26 protein-coding genes are annotated in these 24,782 nt (G+C 64.3%); 20 read left to right on the forward strand and 6 right to left on the reverse strand.

All coding sequences use genetic code 11. From position 1 onward, the window contains the following. Position 1: 1 nt before the first annotated feature. Entirely contained in the window at positions 2–697 is a 696-nt protein-coding gene (gene nucS, locus PQ627_RS07040; protein ID WP_144659877.1) for an endonuclease NucS, read from the reverse strand. A 49-nt stretch (positions 698–746) separates the two neighbouring features. On the opposite strand from nucS, the gene PQ627_RS07045 reads away from it, so the two are divergent. Both PQ627_RS07045 and PQ627_RS07050 read left to right on the forward strand, forming a co-directional pair. Then, positions 747–1,091: an ATP/GTP-binding protein gene (locus tag PQ627_RS07045; protein ID WP_144659878.1), complete on the forward strand. Its 345-nt coding sequence runs from the start codon at positions 747–749 to the stop codon at positions 1,089–1,091. Between the two features lie 19 nt (positions 1,092–1,110). After that, positions 1,111–1,905 (forward strand): alpha/beta hydrolase, encoded by a 795-nt coding sequence (locus tag PQ627_RS07050; RefSeq protein WP_274259520.1) that lies wholly within the window; start codon positions 1,111–1,113, stop codon positions 1,903–1,905. Positions 1,906–1,986: 81 nt separating this feature from the next. On the opposite strand, the gene PQ627_RS07055 is transcribed toward PQ627_RS07050, so the two are convergent. Further along, complete coding sequence (locus PQ627_RS07055; RefSeq protein WP_274259522.1) at positions 1,987–3,291, reverse strand: AI-2E family transporter; 1,305 nt, start codon at positions 3,289–3,291, stop codon at positions 1,987–1,989. A gap of 202 nt (positions 3,292–3,493) precedes the next feature. Between PQ627_RS07055 and PQ627_RS07060 the strand changes: the two genes are divergently transcribed. The 8 genes from PQ627_RS07060 (at position 3,494) to PQ627_RS07095 (ending at position 12,956) form a co-directional block, all read left to right on the forward strand. Continuing rightward, a complete protein-coding gene (locus PQ627_RS07060) occupies positions 3,494–5,251 on the forward strand; it encodes a hypothetical protein (RefSeq protein ID WP_274259524.1) in 1,758 nt (585 codons plus the stop codon). 29 nt (positions 5,252–5,280) lie between these two features. Then, the gene (locus PQ627_RS07065; protein ID WP_274259526.1) at positions 5,281–6,264 is read left to right on the forward strand and encodes a tetratricopeptide repeat protein; all 984 of its coding nucleotides are present in this window, start codon (positions 5,281–5,283) and stop codon (positions 6,262–6,264) included. After that, positions 6,264–7,364 (forward strand): NADH:flavin oxidoreductase/NADH oxidase, encoded by a 1,101-nt coding sequence (locus PQ627_RS07070; RefSeq protein ID WP_274259528.1) that lies wholly within the window; start codon positions 6,264–6,266, stop codon positions 7,362–7,364. The genes PQ627_RS07065 and PQ627_RS07070 overlap by 1 nt, the downstream gene beginning before the upstream one ends. A 40-nt stretch (positions 7,365–7,404) precedes the next feature. Continuing rightward, complete coding sequence (locus PQ627_RS07075) at positions 7,405–8,292, forward strand: ABC transporter ATP-binding protein (protein WP_274259530.1); 888 nt, start codon at positions 7,405–7,407, stop codon at positions 8,290–8,292. After that, the gene (locus PQ627_RS07080) at positions 8,274–9,845 is read left to right on the forward strand and encodes a transporter (RefSeq protein WP_274259531.1); all 1,572 of its coding nucleotides are present in this window, start codon (positions 8,274–8,276) and stop codon (positions 9,843–9,845) included. Before PQ627_RS07075 ends, PQ627_RS07080 begins: the two co-directional genes overlap by 19 nt. Before the next feature lie 93 nt (positions 9,846–9,938). Next, a complete protein-coding gene (gene nagB, locus PQ627_RS07085) occupies positions 9,939–10,721 on the forward strand; it encodes a glucosamine-6-phosphate deaminase (RefSeq protein ID WP_144660017.1) in 783 nt (260 codons plus the stop codon). An 8-nt stretch (positions 10,722–10,729) separates the two neighbouring features. Further along, entirely contained in the window at positions 10,730–11,068 is a 339-nt protein-coding gene (locus PQ627_RS07090; RefSeq protein WP_144659886.1) for a DUF3039 domain-containing protein, read from the forward strand. Positions 11,069–11,180: 112 nt separating this feature from the next. Continuing rightward, a complete protein-coding gene (locus PQ627_RS07095; protein ID WP_144659887.1) occupies positions 11,181–12,956 on the forward strand; it encodes a DEAD/DEAH box helicase in 1,776 nt (591 codons plus the stop codon). Between the two features lie 74 nt (positions 12,957–13,030). On the opposite strand, the gene PQ627_RS07100 is transcribed toward PQ627_RS07095, so the two are convergent. Both PQ627_RS07100 and PQ627_RS07105 read right to left on the reverse strand, forming a co-directional pair. After that, complete coding sequence (locus PQ627_RS07100; protein WP_144659888.1) at positions 13,031–13,657, reverse strand: isochorismatase family protein; 627 nt, start codon at positions 13,655–13,657, stop codon at positions 13,031–13,033. Further along, the gene (locus PQ627_RS07105) at positions 13,657–14,985 is read right to left on the reverse strand and encodes a nicotinate phosphoribosyltransferase (protein ID WP_274259535.1); all 1,329 of its coding nucleotides are present in this window, start codon (positions 14,983–14,985) and stop codon (positions 13,657–13,659) included. Before PQ627_RS07105 ends, PQ627_RS07100 begins: the two co-directional genes overlap by 1 nt. 37 nt (positions 14,986–15,022) lie before the next feature. Here PQ627_RS07105 and clpS point away from each other — a divergent pair, with 37 nt between their 5' ends. From clpS to PQ627_RS07140, 7 genes are all read left to right on the forward strand, one after another. Beyond that, positions 15,023–15,385: an ATP-dependent Clp protease adapter ClpS gene (gene clpS / locus PQ627_RS07110; protein WP_018776321.1), complete on the forward strand. Its 363-nt coding sequence runs from the start codon at positions 15,023–15,025 to the stop codon at positions 15,383–15,385. After that, a complete protein-coding gene (locus PQ627_RS07115) occupies positions 15,378–15,944 on the forward strand; it encodes a DUF2017 domain-containing protein (protein ID WP_274259537.1) in 567 nt (188 codons plus the stop codon). The genes clpS and PQ627_RS07115 overlap by 8 nt, the downstream gene beginning before the upstream one ends. Before the next feature lie 103 nt (positions 15,945–16,047). Continuing rightward, positions 16,048–17,058 carry a glutamate racemase gene (gene murI, locus PQ627_RS07120; protein ID WP_373458760.1) on the forward strand — a complete coding sequence of 337 codons (1,011 nt, stop codon included), beginning with the start codon at positions 16,048–16,050 and terminating at the stop codon, positions 17,056–17,058. Then, entirely contained in the window at positions 17,055–17,852 is a 798-nt protein-coding gene (locus tag PQ627_RS07125; protein WP_144659892.1) for an MBL fold metallo-hydrolase, read from the forward strand. Before murI ends, PQ627_RS07125 begins: the two co-directional genes overlap by 4 nt. Before the next feature lie 46 nt (positions 17,853–17,898). Further along, a complete protein-coding gene (rph, locus tag PQ627_RS07130) occupies positions 17,899–18,657 on the forward strand; it encodes a ribonuclease PH (protein ID WP_144659893.1) in 759 nt (252 codons plus the stop codon). Beyond that, positions 18,654–19,322, forward strand: coding sequence for an RdgB/HAM1 family non-canonical purine NTP pyrophosphatase (rdgB, locus tag PQ627_RS07135; RefSeq protein WP_274259542.1), 669 nt, complete (start codon positions 18,654–18,656; stop codon positions 19,320–19,322). The genes rph and rdgB overlap by 4 nt, the downstream gene beginning before the upstream one ends. A 127-nt stretch (positions 19,323–19,449) precedes the next feature. Next, the gene (locus PQ627_RS07140; RefSeq protein ID WP_274259544.1) at positions 19,450–20,442 is read left to right on the forward strand and encodes an IS481 family transposase; all 993 of its coding nucleotides are present in this window, start codon (positions 19,450–19,452) and stop codon (positions 20,440–20,442) included. Positions 20,443–20,510: 68 nt separating this feature from the next. Here the strand turns inward: PQ627_RS07140 and PQ627_RS07145 are convergent, their stop codons facing one another. Further along, a complete protein-coding gene (locus PQ627_RS07145) occupies positions 20,511–21,272 on the reverse strand; it encodes a DedA family protein (protein WP_186313538.1) in 762 nt (253 codons plus the stop codon). 167 nt (positions 21,273–21,439) lie between these two features. Here PQ627_RS07145 and PQ627_RS07150 point away from each other — a divergent pair, with 167 nt between their 5' ends. Both PQ627_RS07150 and PQ627_RS07155 read left to right on the forward strand, forming a co-directional pair. Then, positions 21,440–22,447: an exonuclease domain-containing protein gene (locus PQ627_RS07150; RefSeq protein ID WP_144659895.1), complete on the forward strand. Its 1,008-nt coding sequence runs from the start codon at positions 21,440–21,442 to the stop codon at positions 22,445–22,447. A 264-nt stretch (positions 22,448–22,711) separates the two neighbouring features. Next, on the forward strand, positions 22,712–23,260 hold the full coding sequence (locus PQ627_RS07155; protein ID WP_274259547.1) for a DUF4395 domain-containing protein: 549 nt from the start codon (positions 22,712–22,714) through the stop codon (positions 23,258–23,260). A gap of 5 nt (positions 23,261–23,265) precedes the next feature. On the opposite strand, the gene PQ627_RS07160 is transcribed toward PQ627_RS07155, so the two are convergent. Then, positions 23,266–24,336, reverse strand: coding sequence for an ADP-ribosylglycohydrolase family protein (locus tag PQ627_RS07160; RefSeq protein WP_274259549.1), 1,071 nt, complete (start codon positions 24,334–24,336; stop codon positions 23,266–23,268). Positions 24,337–24,417: 81 nt separating this feature from the next. Between PQ627_RS07160 and PQ627_RS07165 the strand changes: the two genes are divergently transcribed. After that, on the forward strand, positions 24,418–24,774 hold the full coding sequence (locus PQ627_RS07165; RefSeq protein ID WP_186313527.1) for a YidH family protein: 357 nt from the start codon (positions 24,418–24,420) through the stop codon (positions 24,772–24,774). The last annotated feature ends 8 nt before the right edge of the window (positions 24,775–24,782 follow it).

Consider the following 24,782-nt stretch of genomic DNA (forward strand, 5'->3'; position numbering starts at 1 on the left):
CTCAGAAGAGGCGGGACTCGCTGTCATCCACTCCACGCATGGCGTCATAATCCAGGGTCACGCAATCGATTCCGCGGTCATTTGCCAGGACTTTGGCCTGGGGCTTGATCTGCTGCGCCGCGAAAATGCCCCGGACGGGCGCAAGCAGGGGGTCGCGGTTGAGCAACTCCAGGTAGCGGGTCAATTGTTCAACGCCGTCGATGTCACCACGGCGCTTGAGTTCGACGGCGACGGTGGCACCGTTGGCGTCGCGGGCCAGGATGTCCACGGGGCCGATGGCCGTGAAGTACTCGCGGCGGATCAGGGAGTAGCCCGCTCCCAGGGTCTCGATTTGCTCGGCCAGGAGGCGCTGAAGGTCCGCTTCCACTCCATCCTTGATCAGTCCGGGGTCGACGCCGAGATCATGGGAGGTGTCGTGGAGTTGTTCGTAGATGTTGATGATGAGGCGGTCATCGGTTTTGGCCGACTGCACTGTCCACTGTTCCACCACGCCCTCTTCGACCTCGGTCTCCTCCGGGGTGGTCACCCGCAAGGTGGCGGGCGGGCTCATCCAGTTCAACGGCTTGTAGGAACCGCCGTCGGAGTGCACCAGCACCGAGCCGTCCGCTTTGACCAGCAGCAGCCTGGTGGCGAGGGGGAGGTGGGCCTTGAGGCGGCCAACATAATCAACAGAACAACGGGCTATCACGAGTCGCACCCGCCCCACATTACCGTCTGGGGCCAGTGGTTTGGGGCAGAATGGAGGTATGCCCCGCTCCAACCGACCTCGCCGCAATGCATCCGGCGCACGCTCTGGCAACGCTGGAGGCAAGTGGAGCGAACCGGTGCCCGAGCTCGACCTGGAGCGGGCCCGCGCAGGAATTGCCCGCCGGGAGAGCGCTCCGGACGGCGATTGGATGGTCCGGACCATGACGGCCAAGAAGGCCGAGAAACAATACATTTGCCCGGGTTGCTCGACGGCCATCCTGCCCGGTATCGCGCATCTGGTGGTGTGGTCCGACAACCACCTGTTTGGGCCGGCTGCCGGCTTGGCCGAGCGTCGCCATTGGCACACCAACTGCTGGACATCGCGGACGTACCGGTACCGCTGAAGCGCTTAGGCTAGGAAGCATGACTTTCGACCCCGCCTCGTTCGTTTTTACCCCACAGGACGCGCCCTCGGAGATCCGTGCCTCGACGGTGCTCCCGGCCAAACGCGAGAATGTGGAGATCACTACTGAGGACGGCAAAGTCCTGGTGGGCGAGCTTGCGCTTCCCGAGTCGGGTGAGGTCACGGCAACCCTGATCACCCTCCACCCCCTGCCGACCCATGGCGGATTCATGGACTCCCACGTGTATCGGAAGGCGTCCTACAGGCTCCCCGCACTCTCCGGCGTCGCCGTCCTTCGCTTTAACACCAGGGGCACGTCGTCTCCTCGGGGGACCAGCGATGGGCACTTCGAAGAGGGCGTCGGTGAGCGCTACGACGTCGAGGCGGCCGTTCGGTTCGCTGTTGAACGGGGCCTGCCCAACCGCTGGCTGGTGGGATGGTCTTTCGGAACGGAACTTGCGTTGATGTATGGCGCCGTGGAGCCTGTGGCAAGCCAGATTGAAGGAGCAATTCTCCTGTCTCCGCCGCTGCACCGGGCCACGGATGTCCATCTCAAGGAATGGGCCGCCTCCGGCAAGCCGCTGACGGTTTTGGTGCCCGAACACGACGATTACCTGCAGCCGGAGGAAGCGGCCCAGCGGTTCAGCCTGGTCCCGCAGGCCCGGCTTGTCGGCGTCGACGGCGCGAAGCACCTGTGGGTGGGGGAGAAGTACGCTGCGCGGGTCCTGGACGAAATCGTCGACGACGTTACTTCCGCGGGTGCCGGCGTCGACGGCCTGCCGCGCCAGTGGGCGGGGCCGGTAGCGAGCGCCTGACCGGTAGCGAGAGCCTGACAGGTAGCGGGTGCCTGACAGGTAGCGGGTGCCTGACCCGCCCCTTGGGAGGGGGAGGGCCGGTCAGTGCCTGTCCTGCCGGACGATGAAGACTTCCTTGATCAGCAACATGATGGCTGCGGCGGTCGGAATGGCAATGAGCGCCCCCAGCACGCCCAGGAGGCTGCCACCGGCAATGACGGAGATGACAGCAACCGCGCCGGGCACAGCCACGGCACGTTGCATGATGCGCGGCGAGATGAAGTAGGCCTCGAATTGGAGGTAGGCGAAGTACGCGATCGCGTAGATGACGGCGGTCTGCCAGCCTGCTGTGAGGGCCACCAGGATGACGACCACTGCCGCGATCATCCCGCCCACCAGTGGAATGAACGCGAGCAGGGCCACCACGAAGGCCAGCAGGACGCTGAACGGTATGCCGAGGATGGTCATGACGATGAAGGCGAAGACCGCGTTCAGCAGGGCCACGCACGCCTGGCCGATCACGTAGTTGCCCACGGAGTCGGTGATGGCCTCGGACAGGGCTTCAACCCTGGGGCGGCGTGATCGGGGAGCGAGACGGTACGCCCACTTCTTCATCGAAGGCAGCGCTGCCAGGAAGTAGAGGCTCAGGACAAGGACGATCAGCGATCCGAACAGGCCGTTGGCAACGGTGGAGCCGAATCCGACAACTCCGCCAAAGATGCCACCCATGGTTTCGGGATCCTTGACGAATTTATCCAGTTCCGTGGTGATCCGGTCCCGGACGCCGAATTGGCTGTCCACGGTGCGGAAGAAGTCCGAGTCGAGGAAGTTGCGGATCCAGTCCGGAGCTTGCCGAACGATCTCCGACACCTGTTCAACGATCGTTGGGATCAGGGTTGCGAAGAAGCCCGCCACCGCCAGCACCAGAGCGGAAACGGAAATCAAGATGCCTGCCGGCCGCGGGACCCTGTGGGCCTCGAGCCAGCGGACCACAGGATCAAGTCCAAGGGCAATGAAAAGGGCCGCCACGATCCACAGGATCAGCTGGGTGGTGTTGCTGGCAATGTAGAACACGGCCAGGGCCATTCCCACGCCGGCCGTTCCCATGAAGCCGACATAAAGGGGGTGCTGCGATGACATCCGAGGACCGGGAGCCCCAAAGCCGTGATCGTCCTCGGGACTGGAGCCATCCCGACCGCCGTCGCTGTCGTCCTCCGGCGGCATCTCAAAGCGGACGCGGTTGCGGGCCCCTGGAATGGGTTGCCTGAGGCGGCGGCTGATGGCGGCAAGACGTCCGGTCCGGACTGGTACAGCGGCGGCAGACCCTTCGGACGAGGCATCCACCGCGTCCGAACCGGCAGCTGACCCTGGCTCATTGACGGGACGGGACTCCATGTGGTCTTTCACGGGGTTGTACAGCCTTTTCATTGGTGGTGCAGGGTCAATTCAGGCCAGTTACTGCCCGGATATCATGATCATCGCCACACTATCAGGAGCATGGAATCGGGCTGCGGCGGCGCCACGGCAGGGTTTTTGGGGTGTCGCCGGCGTCACGCCGATCTGACTCTTTGATAACAAAACGGTTACCCTTGAAGTTCAACGACCGCTGATGATAGGTGATCCTGTGCGTTTGAAGACTGCAGCCTTGCTGGTGCTGCTGGGCCTGCTGACGATGCTGGCCGGCATTGGCCAGCTGACTTTTTGGGCCCCCGCTGAAACCGTGACGGCTTCGGTTCCCGGCGATACCAAAGCTTCCCCACTGACCGTGATCGATCAAAAGCTGATCGACCTCCATGACGGCCCGGTGAAGATCAAGATCCAGGGCGAGGGCAACTACACCATTGCCACCGGCCGCCCGGACGACGTCGACGCCTGGGTGGGCAAGACAGCCCACACCACGCTGACCGGTGTCTCCGCAGACCAGAAGTCCCTCGAAGTGACCTATGCGGACGGTGAAGCAACAGCGCCGTCCCCGGCCGGATCCGATCTCTGGGTAAGCACGGAGGACGCGAGCGGCGACTTCGAATACACCTGGAACCCTCCCGCTGACGGCGAATGGTCACTGCTCGTGGCAGCCGACGGTACCAAGCCCGCACCGACAGCGATCTCCATGACTTTCCCGAACAAGGCAACCACGCCGTGGGCCGTGCCGCTGATCGTTCTGGGCATCATTATCATCCTGGTGGGAGCGGCCCTGCCGTTCATCGCCAAAGCATTGAGCAGCCGCCGCAACAACGGCGAGGGCGATGGCCCGCACGACGGCGAGGCAACCACAACGCTGCCCGTCCAGTCGCCCGCAGGTGATGAGGGCCGCCGTCGTACCGGAGGTGCCGAAGGCCCCGCGCTGCGCGTCACTGCCGTAGCTGCCGCCCTTGCGGCCGTCATGGTTGGCGGGACGGCAGTAGCTGCCCAGGCAACGTCCTCTCCGGATGCCACCCCCTCGGCGTCGTCGACCCAGGCTGCCGATGGCGACGGCGGAACCCCGGTAATGCTCGAATCCCAGCTTCAGCGCATCCTAGAGCAGGTCGCCAGCACCGTTGACGCGGCCGATGCCGCGAAGGATGCGGCCAAGCTTGCCCCGCGCGTGGACAAGATGGAACTTCAAATCCGGACGCAGAACTACAAGATCCGGTCCACTGTCTCGGCTTACGAGGCACGCATGCCGGTCCGGGCCACCAAGCTCCAGAGCAGCGTCATCAGCACCAAGAAGGACTGGCCGAGGACGGTGTACGCCCTGACGCAGGGTGAGGGAAATGTTGTCCCGCAGGTCCTGACACTTGTGCAGCTGTCGCCGCGGGAAAACTACAAGCTTTGGGGCACAGCGCCTCTGCAGCCCGGCACCAACTTCCCGTCGTTCCCGGTCCCGCGCAAGGGCACCACACCTGTGCCTGCCGGCGACAAGGACGGCTTGGCCTACAGCGGCAACCAGGCGTTGGAGATCCTGAGTGAAATGCTCACCAACCCGGATTCACCCAACCGGAGCAAGCTCGCCGACGGCCAATCGTCCCCGTACATCGCAGGCGCGCTCGCTTACCAGGCCGATACCGTGAAGAACGGAACCAGCGCCAACTTCAAGTTCACCCACACGCCCGTGACCAACCAGACCGTTGTGTTGAAGACAGCCGACGGCGGAGCGTTGGTAGTGGGACGCCTGGACTTCTCCTTTGAGGGAACTCCAAAGGCAGCAGGTGACAAGCTGATCCTGGAGGACGACTCCGCTGTCTTTGCCGGCGGCAAGGAGACAACCACCGGCATGGTGTTGAACTTCGCTGAATCGGTTGCCGTGTACATCCCACCGGCGGGATCATCCGATCCCATGAAGCTGGTGGCTGCCACCCGCGGACTGGTTGGCGCCAGCTTCAAGTAGCCAGGCAGGCAGCGGCTAGAGTGGACGGTATGAGTTCGCCCGGATACCGACCCACTCCAGCCGCTGCCAGCCAGCTCAACCTGCGCGGCGCCGTCGACCTCTCGTCGTTGCGCCGCCCCACTCCGCCGCAGGGCCCACCGGCTCCCGTGTCCGCGGACGGAGAGGCATCCCAAGGCGGTGGCACCGGCAAGGCCCCCCTTCGCGTGGATGCCACGGAAACAAACTTCCAGGATCTGGTGCAGTTGTCCGCCCAGATTCCTGTGCTGTTCCTCCTTTGGTCGCGGTATGCGGCCGAATCGCCCGGTGTCCTTGATACCGCTCAGCGCGTTGTTGAAAGCTATGGTGGCCGCCTCGTGCTGGCCGCTGCCGACGTGGATGCCTTCCCGCAGTTGGCCCAGGCCTTCCAGGTAGAGGCCGTCCCCACCGCCGTCGCCGTGATCAAGGGCCAGCCCGTGCCGCTGTTCCAAGGACCGGCCGACGACGCGCAGATCCGCAGCCTCATTGAGGAACTCCTGAAGGTAGCTGCCGCCAACGGCGTCACCGGAAGCATTGGCGACGCCGGACAAGCCGACGACGCCGAGCCCGCACCATTGCCGCCGCTGCACCAAGCCGCCGTGGATGCGATCGAGGCCGGCGACTTCGACGCCGCGGTGGCCGCTTACAAACAGGCCCTTCTTGAGCAGCCCGCGGATGCTGAAGCAAAGGCAGGCCTCGCCCAAGTCGAATTGATGGCCAGGCTGGAGAAGCTCACCGCCCCCGAGGCCGAGGCTCTCCGCGACCTCGCTGCCAGGGAGCCCGATGATCTCCAGGCCCAACTGGGCGTCGCCGACCTCGATGTCTCGGGCGGACACATTGAAGACGCCTTCAACCGGATCATCGGCTTCATCGGCAGGAACTTTGGCCCCGAGCGGGAAACCGCCCGTGTGCGGCTCCTGGATCTCTTTGAAGTTGTCGGGGTCAAGGACGAGCGCGTGGCCAAGGCCCGTCAGGGTCTGGCGAGGGTTCTCTTCTAGTGACGTCGGCGCTTTTTTCCCCGCTCAAGCTTCGTTCGCTCACCATCGGGCACCGGGGCTGGGTCTCGCCGATGTGCCAGTACAGTTGCGATCCGGAAATGGGAGAGGGCGTCCCGAACGACTGGCACCTGATGCACTTGGGCTCCTTCGCCGCGGGAGGTGCCGCGCTGATCATGACAGAGGCTGCGGCGGTGAACCCGGTGGGCCGTATCAGCCCGCGGGACGCAGGGCTCTACACCGATGAACAGGCTGCCGGTTGGGAACGCATAGTGCACTTCGTGCACCGGCACGGCGCCGTCGATTGCAGGATCGGTGCCCAACTGGCGCATGCGGGGCGGAAGGCCTCCACCTACTGGCCTTTCGCCGGCCACTCGGGTTCGGTCCCGGAGTCCGACGGCGGTTGGCCCACCGTCGGCCCGACGCAGGAGCCCTTCGACGGCTACGCGGCGCCCTCTGCCATGAGCGAAGAGGACATCCAGGCCGTGGTGGCAGATTTCGCCGCCGCTGCTTCCCGGGCCGTGGATATCGGCTTTGACACTGTCGAGATCCACGGTGCGCACGGGTACCTCCTGCACCAGTTCCAGAGTCCGCTGATCAATACGCGCACGGACGGCTGGGGCGGGAGCGAGGAAGGCCGGAACCGCCTGATGCTCACTGTGGTGGAAGCCGTCAGGGCGGTCATCCCCGACTCCATGCCGCTGCTGCTTCGGATCTCGGCCTCCGACTGGGCAGAAGGAGGCGTGGACGTGGACGCCTCCGCCAGGTTGGCGCGCGCGGCGGCCGACCTCGGCGTCGATCTGGTGGATGTCTCCAGCGGCGGTGCTGTGGCCCATCAGAAGATCAACGCGGTGCCCGGTTACCAGGCCGGCTTCGCCGAGCAGGTAAAGCGCGACGCCGGCATCCCCACCGCCGCTGTGGGACTGCTGACCAGTCCCGCCCAGGTCGAGGACATCGTAGCCAACGGCCGTGCTGACGCCGTGTTCATGGCGCGGGCTGCCCTGCGCGATCCGCATTGGTGGTTGCGCGCGGCCTACGAGCTTGGACACGATATGCCGTGGGTTCCGCAGTACCAGCGGGCCGTGCCCCGCCACGGTTTCTAGAACTCCAGCCACTGCGCGCCCGCGAGGCTAGGCTGGTCCCATGACGGAACCACGCCATGAATCCATGCCCTTATCCACCCCCGCCCCGGCATCCGAGTCCCCGCCGTCGACCGCTACGGGTGCCAGCCAAACACCGCAAGAGGCACCGCAGCCGGCGCCCCCGGCAGAAGCCCCCTTGTCTGCGCTGTCCATCCGGGGCCTGGCCAAGCGTTTTGGCGACAAGATCGCTGTCGACGGAATCAACCTGGAAGTACCCGCCGGCTCCTTTTACGGGATGGTGGGACCCAACGGTGCCGGCAAGACTACAACGCTCTCCATGGCGACCGGCCTGCTGCGTCCTGATTTCGGAACCGCTGTGGTCCATGGAGTCGACGTCTGGGCACAGCCGCTGGCGGCCAAGAAACTCATGGGCGTGCTGCCCGACGGCGTCCGCCTGTTCGACCGGCTGACGGGCGAGCAACTGGTCACCTACTCCGGCCTGCTGCGCGGCATGGACAGGGACGTTGTCGGTACGCGGGTGTCGGAGCTGCTGGCTGCCCTTGACCTCGAAGGTGATGCCGGATCCCTGGTGGTCGACTATTCGGCCGGCATGACCAAGAAAATAGCCTTGGCATCTGCCCTGATCCATGCGCCCAGGCTCCTTGTCCTGGATGAGCCTTTTGAGTCGGTGGACCCGGTATCGGCAGCAAATATCCGGGGCATCCTGGAGAGCTATGTAGCATCCGGAGGAACGGTTATTGTTTCCAGCCACGTCATGGACCTCGTACAGCGCATGTGCAGCCACGTAGCTGTCGTTGCCGGCGGCCGGGTCCTGGCAGCGGGCTCTGTGGACGAGGTACGCAACGGTTCCACCCTCGAAGAGCGCTTCGTGCAGTTGGTGGGCGGCGGACACCGGACGGAGGGGCTGGAATGGTTGCGCACCTTCTAGGCCTGAAGTGGCAGCTGCTTCTTAACGGCTTCAAGCGCAGTCCGTGGCAATTGGTTGGCATGGCGTTGGGATTGCTCTACGCCCTGGGAATGCTGGTCCTCCTTGTTGGAGGCCTCATAGCACTGCGGTGGGCTGATCCCGGGATCGCCCACACCGTGGTGGTATTGGGTGGAGTGGCCACTGTTCTGGGGTGGGCGGTCATCCCCTTGGTAGCGTCGGCGGCGGACATGACGCTGGATCCTGCGCGTTTCACCACGTTCGCGATCCCGCCGAAGCAACTCCTCGCGGGTCTGGCGCTTGCCGGGCTGATCGGAATTCCCGGCCTTGCGACGCTGATTGCGGCTTTGGGAACCGTAGGCACTTGGTGGCGGAGTGTTCCGTCGGCCCTTGGCGCATTGCTCGGTGCCGTCCTGGGGACGCTGACCTGCGTCGTGTTGTCCAAGGTTGTCACGACGGCGACTGCCGGACTCGCCGCCTCGAGGCGGTTCAAGGACATCAGCAGCATCGTTGTCTTCATCCCGCTGGTCCTGCTGGGGCCCATCATGATGGGCATCGTGGAGGGGGTCCGCAACAGCGCCGACTACCTTCCCGGGCTGGCACGTACTTTGTCCTGGACGCCCCTCGGAGCAGCGTGGTCGCTGGGTGGGGACCTCGAATCAGGCCAGGCAGCCGCCGCCGGTCTGAAGTTCCTGATTGCCGCAGCTACGATTGGCGCGCTGCTGTTGTGCTGGCACCTGCTCCTGCGGCGCGCCTTGGTGACGCCCACGTATTCCGGCGCCTCGGCGAGGAAGGGCGGAAAGCTTGGCCTTTTTGGCCGCCTTCCCGGGACGCCGGCCGGAGCCGTCATGGCTCGGGCGCTGGTCTACTGGATGAAGGATCCGCGCTACGCGGCGTCCTTGGTCATCGTCCCGCTGTTCCCTGTGCTCTTCTTCTTCGGCAGTTCACAAAGTGGCAGCTACGGGCTCTTCATGATCCTGGGGCCGCTCACCGCATTCGTTATGGCGTGGTCCATCTGTGCCGATGTTTCCTACGACAACACAGCCTTTGCGCTCCACCTGGCCGCCGGTGTCCGGGGTGTGGATGACCGCTTGGGGCGCGCCTTGGCCTGCCTGGCGATATCGCTTCCCGTGGTTCTGGTCTTCACTGTTGCGCCGTTGTTCCTCACCGGGGAATGGCAGTGGCTTCCCAATCTTTTGGGCTTGTCTCTCGGAACTCTCTTCACCGGACTGGGCCTGTCCTCGGTGATCTCGGCCCGGTATAACATTGCCGTACCGCTGCCCGGCGACAGCCCGTTCAAGAAGCCACCGGGAAACGTAGCCCAAACGCTCGCCGTGCAGGGAATCGGAATGGTGGTGCTGGCTCTGCTGTTGGTTCCGGAACTTGCCTTGATGGTTGTCCAGGCCGTCAGCGGCGGTCCGGAAGCAGGATGGATCAACCTGGTTGTTGGCCCGGTCCTGGGTGGGATCCTCTTTATCGTCGGCGTTCGACTCGGGGGTAAGTGGCTGGACGCGCGTGGCCCCGAGATGTTCGCCCAGCTCAGTGTCAACCGCTGACTCCGTAACAAGTGTGATTATCGTGGCCCTATAGGTGGGACATGGGATAACCTCTGTGACAGTAGATGATCCTCAGAAAGAAAGGCCGTGACGATGGAAGTTGTCATTCTCCCTGGCACCAAGCAGATTGGTGCGCTGGCTGCCGATGCCATCGAGGCATTGGTGCGGCGCAAGCCGAATGCTGTGCTGGGCCTCGCCACGGGCTCTTCACCCCTGCCCATCTACGATGAATTGGCGAGCCGTTACGAAGCCGGGGGCCTGGACTTCAGCCAGGCCCACGGCTTCGCCCTGGATGAGTACGTTGGCTTGGAGGCCGGGCACCCGGAGTCCTACCGCGAAGTCATCCGACGGGAATTCACCAACCGGGTCAACATCAAGCCCGAAAATGTCCATGGTCCCGATGGCGCTGCCGACGACCTCGAAGCAGCGTGCCAGGCCTACGAGGACGCCATCAAGGCCGTGGGCGGCGTGGACCTCCAGATCCTGGGCGTGGGAACGGATGGACACATCGGCTTCAATGAGCCGGGCTCCTCCCTGGCTTCCCGGACCCGGATCAAAACCCTGATTGAGCAGACACGCAAGGACAACGCCCGCTTCTTTGACAGCATCGACGACGTTCCGCACCACGTAGTGACCCAGGGGCTGGGCACCATCATGGATGCAAAGCATGTGGTGCTTGTGGCCACGGGCGCGCAGAAGGCCCAGGCGGTCCGGGATTTCGTGGAAGGGCCAGTGGCCGCCATCTGTGCCGCATCCATCCTCCAGATGCACCCCCACGCCACCATCCTGGTGGACGAAGCTGCCGCGTCATCACTGAAGCTGGCCGACTACTACCGGCACACCTACGACAACAAGCCGAAGTGGCAGGGCCTGTAGACGGTAAGATGTTTGGCATGACTACGCTTCCTCCGGATCCATTCGAAAACGACCCCATGCGCGAACTTTCCGGAGCCGGAACGTCCACCTCCACCATCGAGCGTGAAGAAACACGCCAGGAAGTGGAACCCGGCGACCGTGAGCGGTTTGCGCACTACGTCCGCAAGGAAAAGATCATGGAATCGGCAATGACAGGCGAGCCCGTCATTGCTTTGTGTGGAAAAGTCTGGACCCCGGGCCGGGATCCCCAGAAGTTCCCGGTTTGCCCGGAGTGCAAGGAGATCTATGAGGGTCTCCGCCCAGGCAATGACGGTGGAAACGGCGACGGTCCGGGCAACTCCAAGTAGTGGGTGGGAAGAGAACACAGGCCCCTTCTGAACGACACCGCTGTGCGGTCCGCTTCGGCGTGCCCGCAGAAAGTGCCGTAACTGCAACTGCCGTCAGGCCGGGGGAGTCAGCATGACAGAAACACTTTTCGGTGGTCCCTCCCTGCCTCCCGCATACCCGGAACGCGCTGCCTGGGGCACGGCCCCCAAGCTGCGTGCCTGGCAGCAGGAGGCACTTGACCTCTACATGACCCGCAACCCGAAGGACTTCCTCGCTGTGGCAACGCCCGGCGCCGGTAAGACCACCTTCGCCCTGCGTATTGCCACCACGCTGCTGGACAGCGGGGTGGTCAACCGCGTCACGATCGTGGCACCAACCGACCACCTCAAAAGGCAGTGGGCTGACGCCGCGGCCAGGGTAGGCATCGCCATCGATCCCAACTTCAAGAACTCCGACGGCCAGCACGGCAGGGGCTTCGTCGGCGTCGCTGTCACCTACGCCCAGGTGGCCAGCAAGCCGATGCTGCACCGGGCCAAGACCGAAGCGGCCCGGACCCTGGTGATCCTTGACGAGATCCACCACGGCGGTGAAGCGCTGTCCTGGGGTGATGGGCTCCGCGAGGCTTTTGATCCTGCTGCGCGCCGCCTTTCCCTGACGGGAACGCCGTTCCGCTCGGACACTTCGCCCATCCCGTTTGTTGAATACGCTGAGGACCGGGACGGGATCCGCAGGTCCAAAGCCGACTACACCTACGGCTACGGCAACGCGCTGCGGGACCACGTAGTCCGGCCCGTGCTGTTCATGGCGTACTCCGGCCAGATGCGGTGGCGCACCAGTGCAGGGGATGAAATGGCAGCGTCCCTGGGCGAGGCCGCCGTGACCAAGGACATCACGTCCCAGGCATGGCGGACGGCGCTCAATCCCACCGGCGAGTGGATCCCGGCGGTTCTGGCAGCTGCGGACAAGCGCCTCAGCGAGGTGCGTCGGACGGTTCCCGATGCCGGTGGCCTGGTGATCGCTACGGACCATGAGGACGCCCGTGCCTATGCCGGCCAATTGAAGAAAATCACGGGCCAGTCGCCCACGGTGATTCTCTCCGACGACTCAAAGGCCTCCAGCAAAATCGAGGAGTTCTCCGCAGGGGACAAGCGCTGGATGGTGGCCGTGCGCATGGTGTCCGAAGGTGTCGACGTGCCCCGCTTGTCGGTGGGTGTCTATGCCACGTCGACCTCGACCCCCCTGTTCTTCGCGCAGGCCGTTGGCCGTTTTGTGCGTGCGCGCAAAAGGGGAGAAACGGCGTCGGTCTTCCTGCCGTCGGTCCCGCCGTTGATGATCCTCGCCAACACCATGGAAGCCGAGCGCGACCACGCGCTGGACCGCCCGGAAAAGGACGACGACGGGCTGTTCAGCCCGGAGGAAAACCTGATGGCCGAGGCCAACCGGGAAGACAAGGCCTCAGAGGAACTCACCAAGGGCAAGTTCGAGGCACTGGACTCCCAAGCTTCCTTCGACCGTGTCCTGTTCGACGGCGGTGAGTTCGGTACCGGGGCGGACATCGGCTCTGACGAGGAACTGGACTTCCTCGGCATTCCGGGACTTCTGGATGCCGAGCAGGTGGGCACACTGCTCCGGCAGCGGCAACACGAGCAGCAGTCACGCAAGAAGCGCCAATCGCCCTTGGCCGCCGCGGCGTCGCCTGCGGTTCCGGACCACCGCATGCTCATGGACCTGCGCAACGAGCTCGCCAAGAACGTTGCCGCGTGGGCGGCCCGTACAGGAACTCCGCACGGGGTGGTCCACACCAAGCTCCGCGAGGTCTGCGGCGGTCCCGCCGTAGCCCAGGCCAATGAGGAGCAACTGCAGGCACGCCTCCGGAAGCTCCAGGATTGGTTCATCGGCCGGAAGTAGCCGGCCCGGATGTCAGCTCATACGCCACAGGGCGCCGCAGATGCGGCGCCCTGTGGCGTTGTGTGCCTTGTGGCTCAGCCGTGGTCGACCTCGACGCCGGCGGCTTCCAGGTCGTCGAAGACGTCGCTGAGGTCCTCCGAGATTCCGGCCGTGAGGTCGGCAATCACGGTGGTGTTGTAGCCGGCCTGGACGGCATCCAATGCGGTGGCCTTGACGCAGTAGTCGGTGGCAATGCCTACGATCACCACATCTTCGACATCGTGGCTCTGGAGCCAGTCGTCGAGTCCAATAGCGTCCTCATCGATCACTTCGGCTACCGTTGCGCCGGCCTTCAGGTCTCCTGAAGGGACATCGTCTTCCGGTGCGAGGACGCCTTCGAAACCCGAGTAGGCTGCCGTGTACTGTCCCTTGCGGAAGTAGGCCTGGATGTACTCGGGGTCAAGGTCCTCATGAAGCTCGGCACCTTTGGTGCGGGCCCGGCAGTGCGGCGGCCATGAATCCACCATGTCCGGGTTGTCGGAGAAATGGTCGCCAGGCTCAATGTGCCAATCCTGTGTTGCCACGATGTGATCGAAGTGCTGTTGGTTGGCATCAACGTATTCGGTGATGGCGCCGGCAACATCGGCACCTCCCTGGACCGCCAAGGTGCCGCCCTCGCAGAAATCGTTCTGGACATCAACGATGATCAAGGCCCTGGACATCAGTTCTCCTCGTAGACGGTGGGGATGGCGGCCTCGCCGCGCTGCAGGCGGTTCACAACAGGGGGCAGCTCGGCCATGGTTGCCGCGTGGCGCTCTTTAGCCCGGACAACACCTTCAGGGCCGGTCCACCCCGGTAGGACCTCGCCGTTCTTGACGAACTGGTGGAGCAGGGGACGGTCGTTGCCGTCGTCTTCGGGGCGGTGTCCGATGCCGACCACTTCGTGGGTGGCCCGGCCGCGCTCATTGAGCTTGCGCAGGGCGTACTTGCGGCCACCAACGCTTGCCTTGTTCTTGGCCGCCTTGGCGACGGAAATGAATTCGCCGGCGTCGTTGGTGCGGCTGACGAGCTTGTAGACCATGCTCGCCGTCGGAGCGCCCGAGCCTGTGACCAGCGACGTCCCCACGCCGTAGGAGTCCACGGGCGCGGACTGCAGGGCTGCGATGGCGAACTCGTCAAGGTCGGAGGTCACCACGATGCGGGTGTTGACGTTCCCGAGGTCATCGAGCAGCTGGCGGACCCATTGGGCCTGCGCCACGAGGTCGCCGGAGTCCAGGCGCACGGCGCCGAGTTTGTCTCCGGCGAGTTCGACGGCGGTCCGCACCGCCGTTTCGACGTCGTAGGTGTCCACCAACAGGGAAGTCCCGGGGCCAAAGGCCGCAATCTGGGCTTCGAAGGCTTCACGTTCGGTGTCATGCAGAAGGGTGAAGGAGTGTGCCGCCGTGCCGACGGTCTTGATCCCGTAGCGCCGGCCGGCCTCGAGGTTGGAGGTGCTGGCGAAGCCGGCGATAACAGCGGCGCGGGCTGCCGCCGTCGCCGATTCCTCCTGGGTGCGCCGGGAGCCCATCTCGATGCAAGGACGGCTTCCGGCCGCCGACGTCATGCGGGACGCGGCCGAAGCTATGGCGCTGTCGTGGTTGAGGACCGAGAGGATGAATGTCTCAAGGATGCAGGCCTCAGCGAACGTCGACTCAACAATCAGGATGGGGGAGTTGGGGAAGTAGGCATCGCCTTCGGCGTAGCCCCAGATGTCGCCGCTGAACTTGTAATCGGCCAGGTAGTCCAGGGTTTCCGTGTTGACCACCTTGTTCTGTTCCAGGAAGGCGAGTTCGGCATCGCCGAACCTGAAGTCCGCGATGCCTTCGAGCAGGCGTCCCGTCCCGCCCACCACTCCGTACCGGCGGCCGTCCGGAAGCCTGCGGGCGAAGGCCTCAAACACTGAACGCCGGTGCGCGGCACCCGAGTGCAGGGCGGCCTGCAGCATGGTCAGCTCGTAGTGGTCTGTGTACAAGGAAGTTGCGGGATGGTCCCACGACGCGGCTCTACTCACGAATTCACTCTAGTGCGAGCCGCCATAGAATGGACAGATGAGCCCTAGCGTTGCGTTTGGCACGGACATCGACGAGCGGACCGAAGCTGCAGAGCAAACGTCCACCGATGTCCTGACAGCCCCCGATGTCCCTTGGAACCTGGTGATCTGGAACGATCCCGTCAACTTGATGAGCTATGTGAGCTACGTTTTCCAGAGCTACTTCGGCTACTCGGAGTCCAAGGCGCACAAGTTGATGATGGAGGTCCACAAGAAGGGCCGTTCCATCGTGGCGTTCGGAAGCAAGGAACAGGTAGAGCAGCACGCTGTCGCCATGCACGGTTTCGGCCTGTGGGCCACTGTGGAGAAGGCCGCAAGCGGCAACGAAACACCCGGAAAGGGCGGCCGCCAGCGTGGCTAAGGCATTCAAATACGGACTCAAAGGCATCACGGGGTACCTTGAGCCAGCTGAGCGCGACCTCCTGCGGGGGTTGCTGGACGACGTCATCTCGATGCTGGACCCCGAAGTCCGGGAAAACGAAGATCCCCTGGCGGCCCTCATCGGTTTGGATATGGACGTCAAGCAGCCAAGCGACCGCGCCCTGCTGCGGTTGTTGCCGAACGTCCTAAAGGACGACGACGCCGGCTCGCTGGAGTTCCGGCAGCTCACCGAACGCTCCGTCCGGGAGAACAAGATCGGCGCGCTGCGGGCCACTGCATTGGGCTTGGACCGGCAGGACCTGGTCCTGACGCCCGAAGAAGCAGCCCGCTGGTCCATGGCGCTCAATGACGTCAGATTGGTTCTCGCCGAACGCCTGGACATCCGGGATGAAGCGGATGCCGAGCACATTCACAGCATGCAGGACTGGAGCCAGGCCGAAGACGTGGAGAGCTACCTGGCGTTGGTCTACAACTTCACCACCTGGCTCCAGGAGTCACTGGTTCAGGCAATGATCTCCGCCCGGCAGGCGAAATCCTGATCGTGGGGGCCCTGTGCCGCCCCGCCCGTGTGACACATAAGACACGAGGCGGAGGACACACCTGATGGCCGCACCCCACGGGAAGCCTTATTCTCGAATAATCATGACATCAGCATCGGGTTCACCAAGCGCCGCTCCGGGCAGTGGCGCCCCCATCAGCACGGGGGAGATCGTGGGAACGCGTCCGATCGGTATCTTCGACTCCGGCGTGGGCGGACTGACAGTGGCGCGGGCCATCATCGACCAACTGCCCAACGAGTCAATCCTCTATGTAGGCGACACCGCCAACGGACCCTACGGCCCACTTCCCATCGCCGAGGTGCGCGCCAATGCCCTCGGCGTCATGGACGAACTGGTGGACTCCGGAGTCAAGCTCCTGACCATAGCCTGCAACTCGGCGTCGGCCGCTGTGCTCCGGGACGCCCGGGAAAGGTACACAGCCCGGTACGGGATACCGGTGATCGAGGTCATTCAACCGGCTGTCCGCCGTGCCGTTTCCGCGACACGGACAGGCAGGATCGGGGTCATTGGAACCTCTGCCACGGTGGGTTCGCGGGCCTACGAAGACACTTTTGCCGCAGCCCCGGACCTCACCATCACGTCCGTGGCCTGCCCTGCGTTCGTCAGTTTCGTCGAAGCAGGCGTTACCACCGGCCCTGAACTTTTGGCAGCCGCCAACGAGTACTTGGCCCCGCTGAAAGAGGCCGGTGTGGACACCGTGGTCCTCGGATGCACGCACTATCCACTGCTGACCGGCGTCATCTCCTTCGTCATGGGTGAAGATGTCACCCTGGTCTCCAGCGCCGAAGAAACAGCCAAGGACGTCTACCGGGCGCTGGCCACCCACGGCATCCAGCGGACCGGCTCAGCTGCTCCCAGTCACGAGTTCATCGCCACAGGTGACGCCGCCCAGTTCGAAACGCTCGCGCGCCGGTTCCTGGGACCTGAAGTGCTGTCCGTGAAGCACGTGGACCATGTGGCAGCGCAGTATCCGACCGGAAGCCTCGCACGGATCACGCCCGAAATGCTCGAAGCAGCAAAATCAGGGGCAGGCCTGGCGCGTCGCTCCTACTTCGTCAACCCCGCCGACGCCGCCTTGGGGCGTGGCTTGTGAAGCTGACCATCGTGGGGTGTACGGGTTCATTCCCGGGGCCGGGTTCGCCGGCGTCGTGCTATCTGGTCACGGCACATGACGGCGAACGCGAGTGGAAGATCGTCATGGACCTCGGAAGCGGTGCCCTGGGCGCTATCCAGCGGTATACGGATCTTGAGGACATCGATGCGATTTTCCTCACCCACCTGCATCCGGACCACTGCATGGATCTCTGCGGCCTCCATGTAGCTGTGCGGTGGAAGCCCGGCGGCTGGGGACGCGACCGCATTCCGGTGTGGGGTCCGGCAGCTACTGCGGACCGCATGGCCACCGCCTACGGGCTGGATCTGGACCCAGGGATGCATGAGGAGTTCGACTTCACCAACTGGGCGGAACAGAAGCCCGTGACAGTGGGACCGTTCACCGTGACCCCCTACGGCGTCAACCATCCGGTGGAGGAGTGCTACGCCTTGCGCGTCACCGCAACAGAGCCGGGCAAGGACGGCACGCCGGTGACCCGGGTCCTGACATACTCCGGGGACACCGACTCCTGCCAGGGCCTGGAAGATGCTGCAGAGGGCGCAGACCTTTTCCTCTGCGAAGCGGCCTTCGAGGAAGGCCGCGATGACGCCATCAAGGACGTCCACCTCACCGGCAAGCGCGCCGCGGAGGCAGCAGTGAACGCCGGCGCCAAGCGGCTGCTGCTGACCCACATCCCCGTCTGGACTTCCCAGACGAAAGTGATGTCCGAGGCGAAACCCGTTTTCGCCGGGGACGTAGCTGTTGCCGTAGCCGGGGTTCACTACACCATCTAACGGACTCCGGCGCGGGCTTGGTGGCCATCGTCGCTAAGCTTGGAGCATGACTTCTGAAGCTACAGCAACACCCGTCATCCGCGCCGACGGCCGGACCCCCGAGCAACTGCGACCCATCAGCATCACCCGTGGCTGGTCCAAGCAGGCAGAGGGCTCGGCTTTGATCGAGTTCGGAAACACCCGGGTTCTGTGCACCGCTTCCCTGACCGAGGGTGTGCCCCGCTGGCTCAAGGGCGAGGGCCGCGGCTGGGTAACTGCCGAGTACGCCATGCTTCCCCGCGCGACGAACACCCGCTCGGACCGCGAGTCCGTGAAGGGCAAGATCGGCGGACGCACCCACGAAATTTCGCGCCTCATCGGCCGTTCCCTGCGTTCGATCATCGACACCAAGGCGCTCGGCGAGAACACTATCGTCCTGGACTGTGACGTCCTCCAGGCCGACGGCGGCACGCGCACCGCTGCCATTACCGGCGCCTACGTGGCCCTGGCCGAGGCCATTCGCTTTGCCCGCGAGAACAAGCTCATTGCCCGCAACGCCGAGCCGCTGGTGGATACCATTGCGGCGGTCTCCGTGGGCATCATCGACGGCGTTCCCATGCTTGACCTGCCCTATGTCGAGGACGTTCGGGCGGAGACGGACATGAACGTGGTGGTGACGGGCTCGGGCAAGTTCGTGGAGGTGCAGGGCACAGCTGAAGGCGCACCCTTCGACCGTGATGAACTGAACGCCCTGCTGGACCTGGCCCTCCTGGGCACCACCCAGCTCGCTGCCATCCAGCGCGAGACGCTGGCGGAAGCCCCGTGAGCGCCGAAGCCGTAGCTGGCGCGCCACTGCTGGTTCTCGCTACCCACAACAAGGGCAAATTGAAGGAACTCCGCGAACTGCTGCGGGGGCAGGTGCCAGGCCTCGACGTCGATACCCAGGTGGTTGACGCCGCTGCGGCGGGTGCGCCGGACGTGGCGGAAACCGGGGTCACGTTTGCGGAGAACTCACTGCTCAAAGCCCGCGCAGTAGCAGAGGCGACCGGCTTGGTGGCCATCGCCGATGATTCCGGGCTGGCGGTGGATGTTCTGGGCGGTGCGCCCGGAATCTTCTCAGCCCGCTGGTCGGGCCGGCATGGTGACGACGAAGCAAACCTGAACCTGTTGTTGGCCCAGCTTTCCGATGTACCGGATGAATTCCGCGGAGCAGCCTTCGTGTGTGCCGCGGCCTTGGCTGTGCCAGGGCCTGATGGCGTTGCCCACGAGACCGTGGAGTACGGCCAACTTGAAGGAACGCTTCTGCGTCAGCCCAAGGGCGAAGGCGGCTTCGGTTACGACCCCGTGCTGCAGCCGGCCGGGATGGACCGCAGCTGTGCGGAGTTGAGTTCCGAGGAGAAGAACGCCATCAGCCACCGCGGGCAGGCGTTCCGTGCATTGCTTCCAGCCATAGTCTCAGCGCTCTCCGGTAACGGTTCAGAGCGGTCCTAGTTGTACTGCCCAGGGACGTTGGTTCGGTGAATGTGATGACTCGCTGGAGTCGTTGACGCAAAGGTGAGGACCTCCGGTTGCACAGTGGAGTTGCTTAGACAACCGCTGCAGCGACCAGGAGGTCCTCATGTCCCACGCTAATGCCGCTTTGACTCCTCGCCAACGTCTACGCGTCGCGCGTCTGGTCGTGGACCACGGCTGGCCGGTGTCCCGGGCTGCCGAACAGTTCAACTGTTCCTGGCCGACAGCCAAACGGTGGGCGGCCCGCTACGCCGCGATGGGTGAGGTTGGTATGACCGACAGATCTTCCCGCCCGCACCGGGTGGCGAACCGCACCCCGCAGCAGTTGGTGCGCAAGGTCGTGCATCTTCGCTGGAAGCAACGGCTGGGGCCGGTCGCGATCGGCGCGAAGCTGGCAATGCCGGCCTCGACCGTGCACGCGGTTCTGGTGCGGTGCCGGCTGAACCGCCTGCATCACGTGGACAAGCGCACCGGGGAAGTGATCCGTCGCTACGAGCATGAGGCTCCCGGGGCGATGATCCACGTCGACGTGAAGAAACTCGGCAATATCCCCGACGGCGGCGGCTGGCGCTACGTCGGCCGACAGCAAGGCAAACAGAACCGTGCTGCTACTCCGTCAAAACCGCGGAGCAGCCATCGTAATCCGCTGATCGGCACCGCTTACATCCACACGGTCATCGACGACCACTCCCGGGTCGCCTACGCCGAAATCCACAGCGACGAAACCGCAGCCACCGCAGTTGGAGTGCTCAAGCGAGCCGTGTCCTGGTTCGCCGCCCACGGCGTCACCGTCGAGCGGGTCCTCTCCGATAACGGGTCCGCCTACAAATCCCACCTCTGGCGGGACACCTGCCGGGAACTGGACATCAAGGCAAAGAAGACCCGCCCCTACCGGCCACAGACAAACGGCAAAATCGAACGGTTCCACCGCACCCTCGCCGACGGATGGGCATTCAAACGCTTCTACGCCACGGAATCAGCCCGCAGAAACGCCCTCCCGGCATGGCTGCACCATTACAATCACCACAGGCCCCACACCGCAATCGGAGGCCACCCGCCCATCAGCCGCTTAACCAACCTGCCTGGGCAGTACACCTAGTCCGGCAGGCAACGACAAAGGAAAAGGCACCCCCGCACAGCGGGGGTGCCTTTTGGCTTCGGTAATTCCTAGCGTTCTCCGTGCTTTCCTGTTTCGTGTTCGTCGATGAATTCCTCCACAGGGTCGGTGCCTTCGGCTGCAGCCTTCCGTTTGGCCACAAAACCACGGCCGACCTCGACCAGGATCGGAATGACGGAGATCAGGACGATCACGATGAAGATGATGTCGATGTTCTTGCCAACCCACTCGAACTGGCCAAGCCACGCGCCAAGGAGCGTGACGCCGCCGCCCCACAGGACAGCGCCGATGACGTTGTAGAGGAAGAACTTGCGCTTGTCCATCTGTGCAACGCCGACAATCACCGGTACGAACGTACGGATGATGGGAACAAACCGTGCAAGGATCAGTGCCTTGCCGCCGTGCTTCTCAAAGAACGCGTGGGCGCTTTCAACGTTCTCCCGCTTGAAGAGGCGGGAGTCGGGCTTGTTGAAGATCGCCGGCCCGGCCTTGGAACCGATGAGATAGCCGGTCTGGTTACCCAGGATGGCCGAGACGATGATCAGGCCGCACATGGCCCACAAGTTGAACTCAATGGCCCCCGTGGAGACCAGCAGCCCGGCCGTGAAGAGCATCGAGTCGCCAGGCAGGAAGAAGCCCACCAGCAACCCGGTCTCTGCGAAGACGATGGCGCACACCAGGAGAACCACCCACGGTCCCAGCGGTGAGTCGCGGAGGAAGACATCGGGGTTCAGCCAGTCCGGCAGGAACGACGCCATTGCCGGGTGCACGGGGCCTGCGCCCCCGAAAGTGGATACGGCAAGGTCGCTCATCGCAGAAAAGATCACCCAACAAGCCTACTGGACCGCCGCCGTCGTTAATTATCTGCGGCCGGGCCGAAGCCAACGCGCGTGTAGCGTTGCCCACAATAGGGGCCGGACCGGCCGCCCCGCCGTCGAAATCGGCCAGGAGGGGCACCTTACGCCTGTAATCTTGTCCAGTGGCATTGGACTTTACGGCGATCGACTTCGAAACAGCCAACGGTTTCAGGGGGTCCCCGTGTTCGGTGGGACTGAGCAAGGTCCGTGGGGGCGTCGTGGTGGAGGAAGCCTCGTGGCTCATGCGCCCGCCGGAGAACCACGATCACTTCGAGTTCCACAACACCCGCATTCACGGGATCCGGGCTGAGGACGTCGCAGGACAGCCCAGGTTCGGGGAGCTTTTCCCGGAAATCGGCGCCTTCATTGGCGGTGACATCCTCGCAGCACACAACGCCGCCTTCGACCTCGGCGTGATCAGATCCGGCCTGGAAGTTTCAGGGCTTCCCGGTCCCGCCTACGACTACGTCTGTACCGTGATGCTTTCCCGGCGTTGCTACTCACTGGTGTCCAACTCGCTGCCCTATGCGGCCGAGGAAGCCGGTGTCCCGCTGGTGAACCATCACGACGCCGCGGAGGACGCCCGTGCCTGCGCCGGAATCCTGGTCGATATTGCCCGGCGTAACAACGCCAACAGCATCGCCGAGCTCTACCTTTCCCTGGGCCTGAACCTGCCTCAACAGCCGGCATTTGATCCCGCCCACGGGTTGTCGAAGGCCACCATGTCCGCCCTCGCTGCCCGGACTGGCGCCACCTTGCCAGGGGCCCCGGCACGGACGGCGGCAGCTCCCGCTTGGTCGGCCTGGCCCGAAGAGGGCCCGAATCCCTTGCCGAACCCTGCAGCCGAGCCCGGACATCCGCTCTTTGGACAGACGGTGGTATTCACGGGCGATCTCGCCATCACCCGGCCCGAAGCGAAGTCGCGGGCCGCTGACGTGGGAGCCCGGCCCGAGAGCCGCGTTACCGCGCGGACCACGGTTTTGATTGTTGGCGACGGGTTCGTGGCAGGCGACCTTCGCGCCGGACGGCTCACAGGCAAGGCAAAACGTGTTCTGGAGCTGCACGCCAAGGGCCAGCAGATCGAAGTGGTCTCCGAGGGCGAGTTCCTGCAAATGGTGGGCGGCGCGTAGGGCCGACACGCTCTCTCACATCCCACGGGTTTCCTGTGGACGCTCTCTCACATCCCACGGGTTTCGGCGGGCCGTCAGGAGGCAGCGCGATAGCGGATCGGAGTACTGGCAGATCTGCCACCGGCGGTCTGAGCGAGGGCTTGGATCAAGTGGGTGGCATGTGATTGAGGGTTGGGGGAATGGTGGTGGGATGTGAGAGAGGGTTGGGGTCATAGTCCGCAACAATGCTTTCTGCAGCCGGGCCGGCGCTCCTAGCCTAGGGTCATGACAAAGCCAACCCTTCCTGTAACGCCAGTGCGCCAGACCGGGGCCCGCGTGAACCGTGGGGTTGATTGGCGGGCTGTCTTTGCGTTCCCCAATCCCGTCAACGAGTACGCCGCCAGAATCACCGCCGGATTGGTGGTGCTGCTGGCTGTCGTGACACTTTTGACGGCGTGGGGCTGGGGCCTGGTGGTCCTGGCAGTTGGATTCTGGCTCCGCGTGCTGTTTGGTCCGCGCATTTCGCCGCTTGCCCTGCTGTCGGTCAAGGTCCTGGCGCCCCGCATTGGACACGCCAAGCTCGTTGCCGGTCCTCCCAAGCGTTTCGCCCAAGGGATGGGGGCCGCCATGACGAGCGCCGCCGTCGTGCTGTATTTCACCGGCTTCCAGCCGGCTGCCTGGGTCGTCCTCGGCTTGCTGATCGTTGCCGCGTCGCTGGAATCGTTCGTTGGCTACTGCCTTGGCTGCGCGATTTTTGGCCTGCTGCAACGACGCGGACTGATTCCCGACGATATCTGCGAAGCCTGCAACAACATCACGCTGCGCAGCTCGTAGGGACCTCAGCCAGTAGTGACGGCAATCAGCCGGTCCGCCATGCCGCGGATCACGTCGGGTGCTTCCAGCGCGGCGAGCCAGTCCGTGGGAAGGCACTGTTCGCCGTAGTAGGCTCCCAGGATGTTTCCGGCGATGGATCCTGTCGAGTCGCTGTCGCCGCTGTGGTTGATGGCCACTGCAATCGCCTTGCGGAAATGCTCTGCAGGGTCACCGTCCGTGGTGGACAGGACCGCGTAAAGGGCGACGGCGAGGGCCTCCTCGGCTACCCACCCTTCACCCAGCGTCGTGATGAGTTCCCCGGGGTCCAGCCGGGCGGGCTGAAGTGACAACTGCAAAGCTGCCTGCAACCGCTGACGAAGTTCGGGCGCCTGCGTGGAGGCATCTTCGATGTAGCCCAGCGCCTCCTGCGCTGCCTCGCGGATGCTCCTTCCCGCGACGATGTTGTGGATCAGCAGGCTGAACGCCGCGGCGCTCAGCCGGGCCGAGGGATGACCGTGCGTCAGTGAAGCGGCATCCGAGCTGAGCTTGTAGACCGCCTCCGGTGAAATGTGGGGGATCAGTCCGAACGGCGCCGAGCGCATGACCGTGCCGCACCCTTTGGAGTCGGGGTTGACCGGACGCGCCACTGTTCCCATCTCGCCCGAAGCGAGCCCGCTCAAGCAGGCATTGCCCGGCGCCCGCCGGTGCCGGAGCACGTCCTGGGCATCGATCCACCGGGGCTGCGGGACGGGCGCAGAGGAGGAAACTTCCACGTCCTGCGTAGCAAGCCACCGCAGATAGGCGAGCCAGAGGCAGGCGGTTTCATCGGCGGCGACTCCGTCGTTTGCCCATTCAAGTGCCTCTACCAGGCCATCCACCGTATAAAGCGTCATCTGGGTATCGTCCGAAAAGTGGCTGTCGCCGTCGAGCTGTCCAAAGGAGGTCAGGCCCTCTGGTCCGTAGTGCGCGCGGATTGCGGCAATGGAGTCGAACTCCACGGCATAACCCAGGGAATCGCCCAGGGCCCCACCCAGAAGGGAGCCGTAGACGCGGGAGGTGAAGGAAGGCGCGGCAGGGGAGGTAGCTTCAGCACTCATGCCAGTAACTTACCGTGCCAAGGACGCCCCCGCTGATATGGTGGGGAAGCTGTCCGCCGCTGAGAAACCTGGAGAGACATCGTGCGTGAACCTGCTTGGCGACAAACGGGCAAGACTCCCGACTACCGGTTTTCGCTGGCCAACGAACGCACCTTCCTGGCCTGGATCCGCACCTCGCTTGCATTGCTGGCCGGCGCAGTCGCCGTCGATCAGCTGGCGCCTAACATCGCTCCGACGCCGGTCCGCTTGGTTTTGTGCGTGTTGCTCGCCCTGGTTGGGGCCGGCCTTGCGGCCCTGTCCTACCGCAGATGGGGCCGGATGGAAGCAGCCATGCGCAACGACGAGGCCCTGCCGTTCTCCCGCGTGATGTTGTTCATGACCATCGTTGTGGCTGTGGCGGCTTTCGCGTTCGCGGTGTTGATCTTGGTGGCCCGTTGAGCGGCTCG

Origin of the sequence: Paenarthrobacter sp. AB444 (genome assembly GCF_028736865.1) — a bacterium.
In the GTDB taxonomy this organism is placed as follows: Bacteria; Actinomycetota; Actinomycetes; order Actinomycetales; family Micrococcaceae; genus Arthrobacter; species Arthrobacter nicotinovorans_B.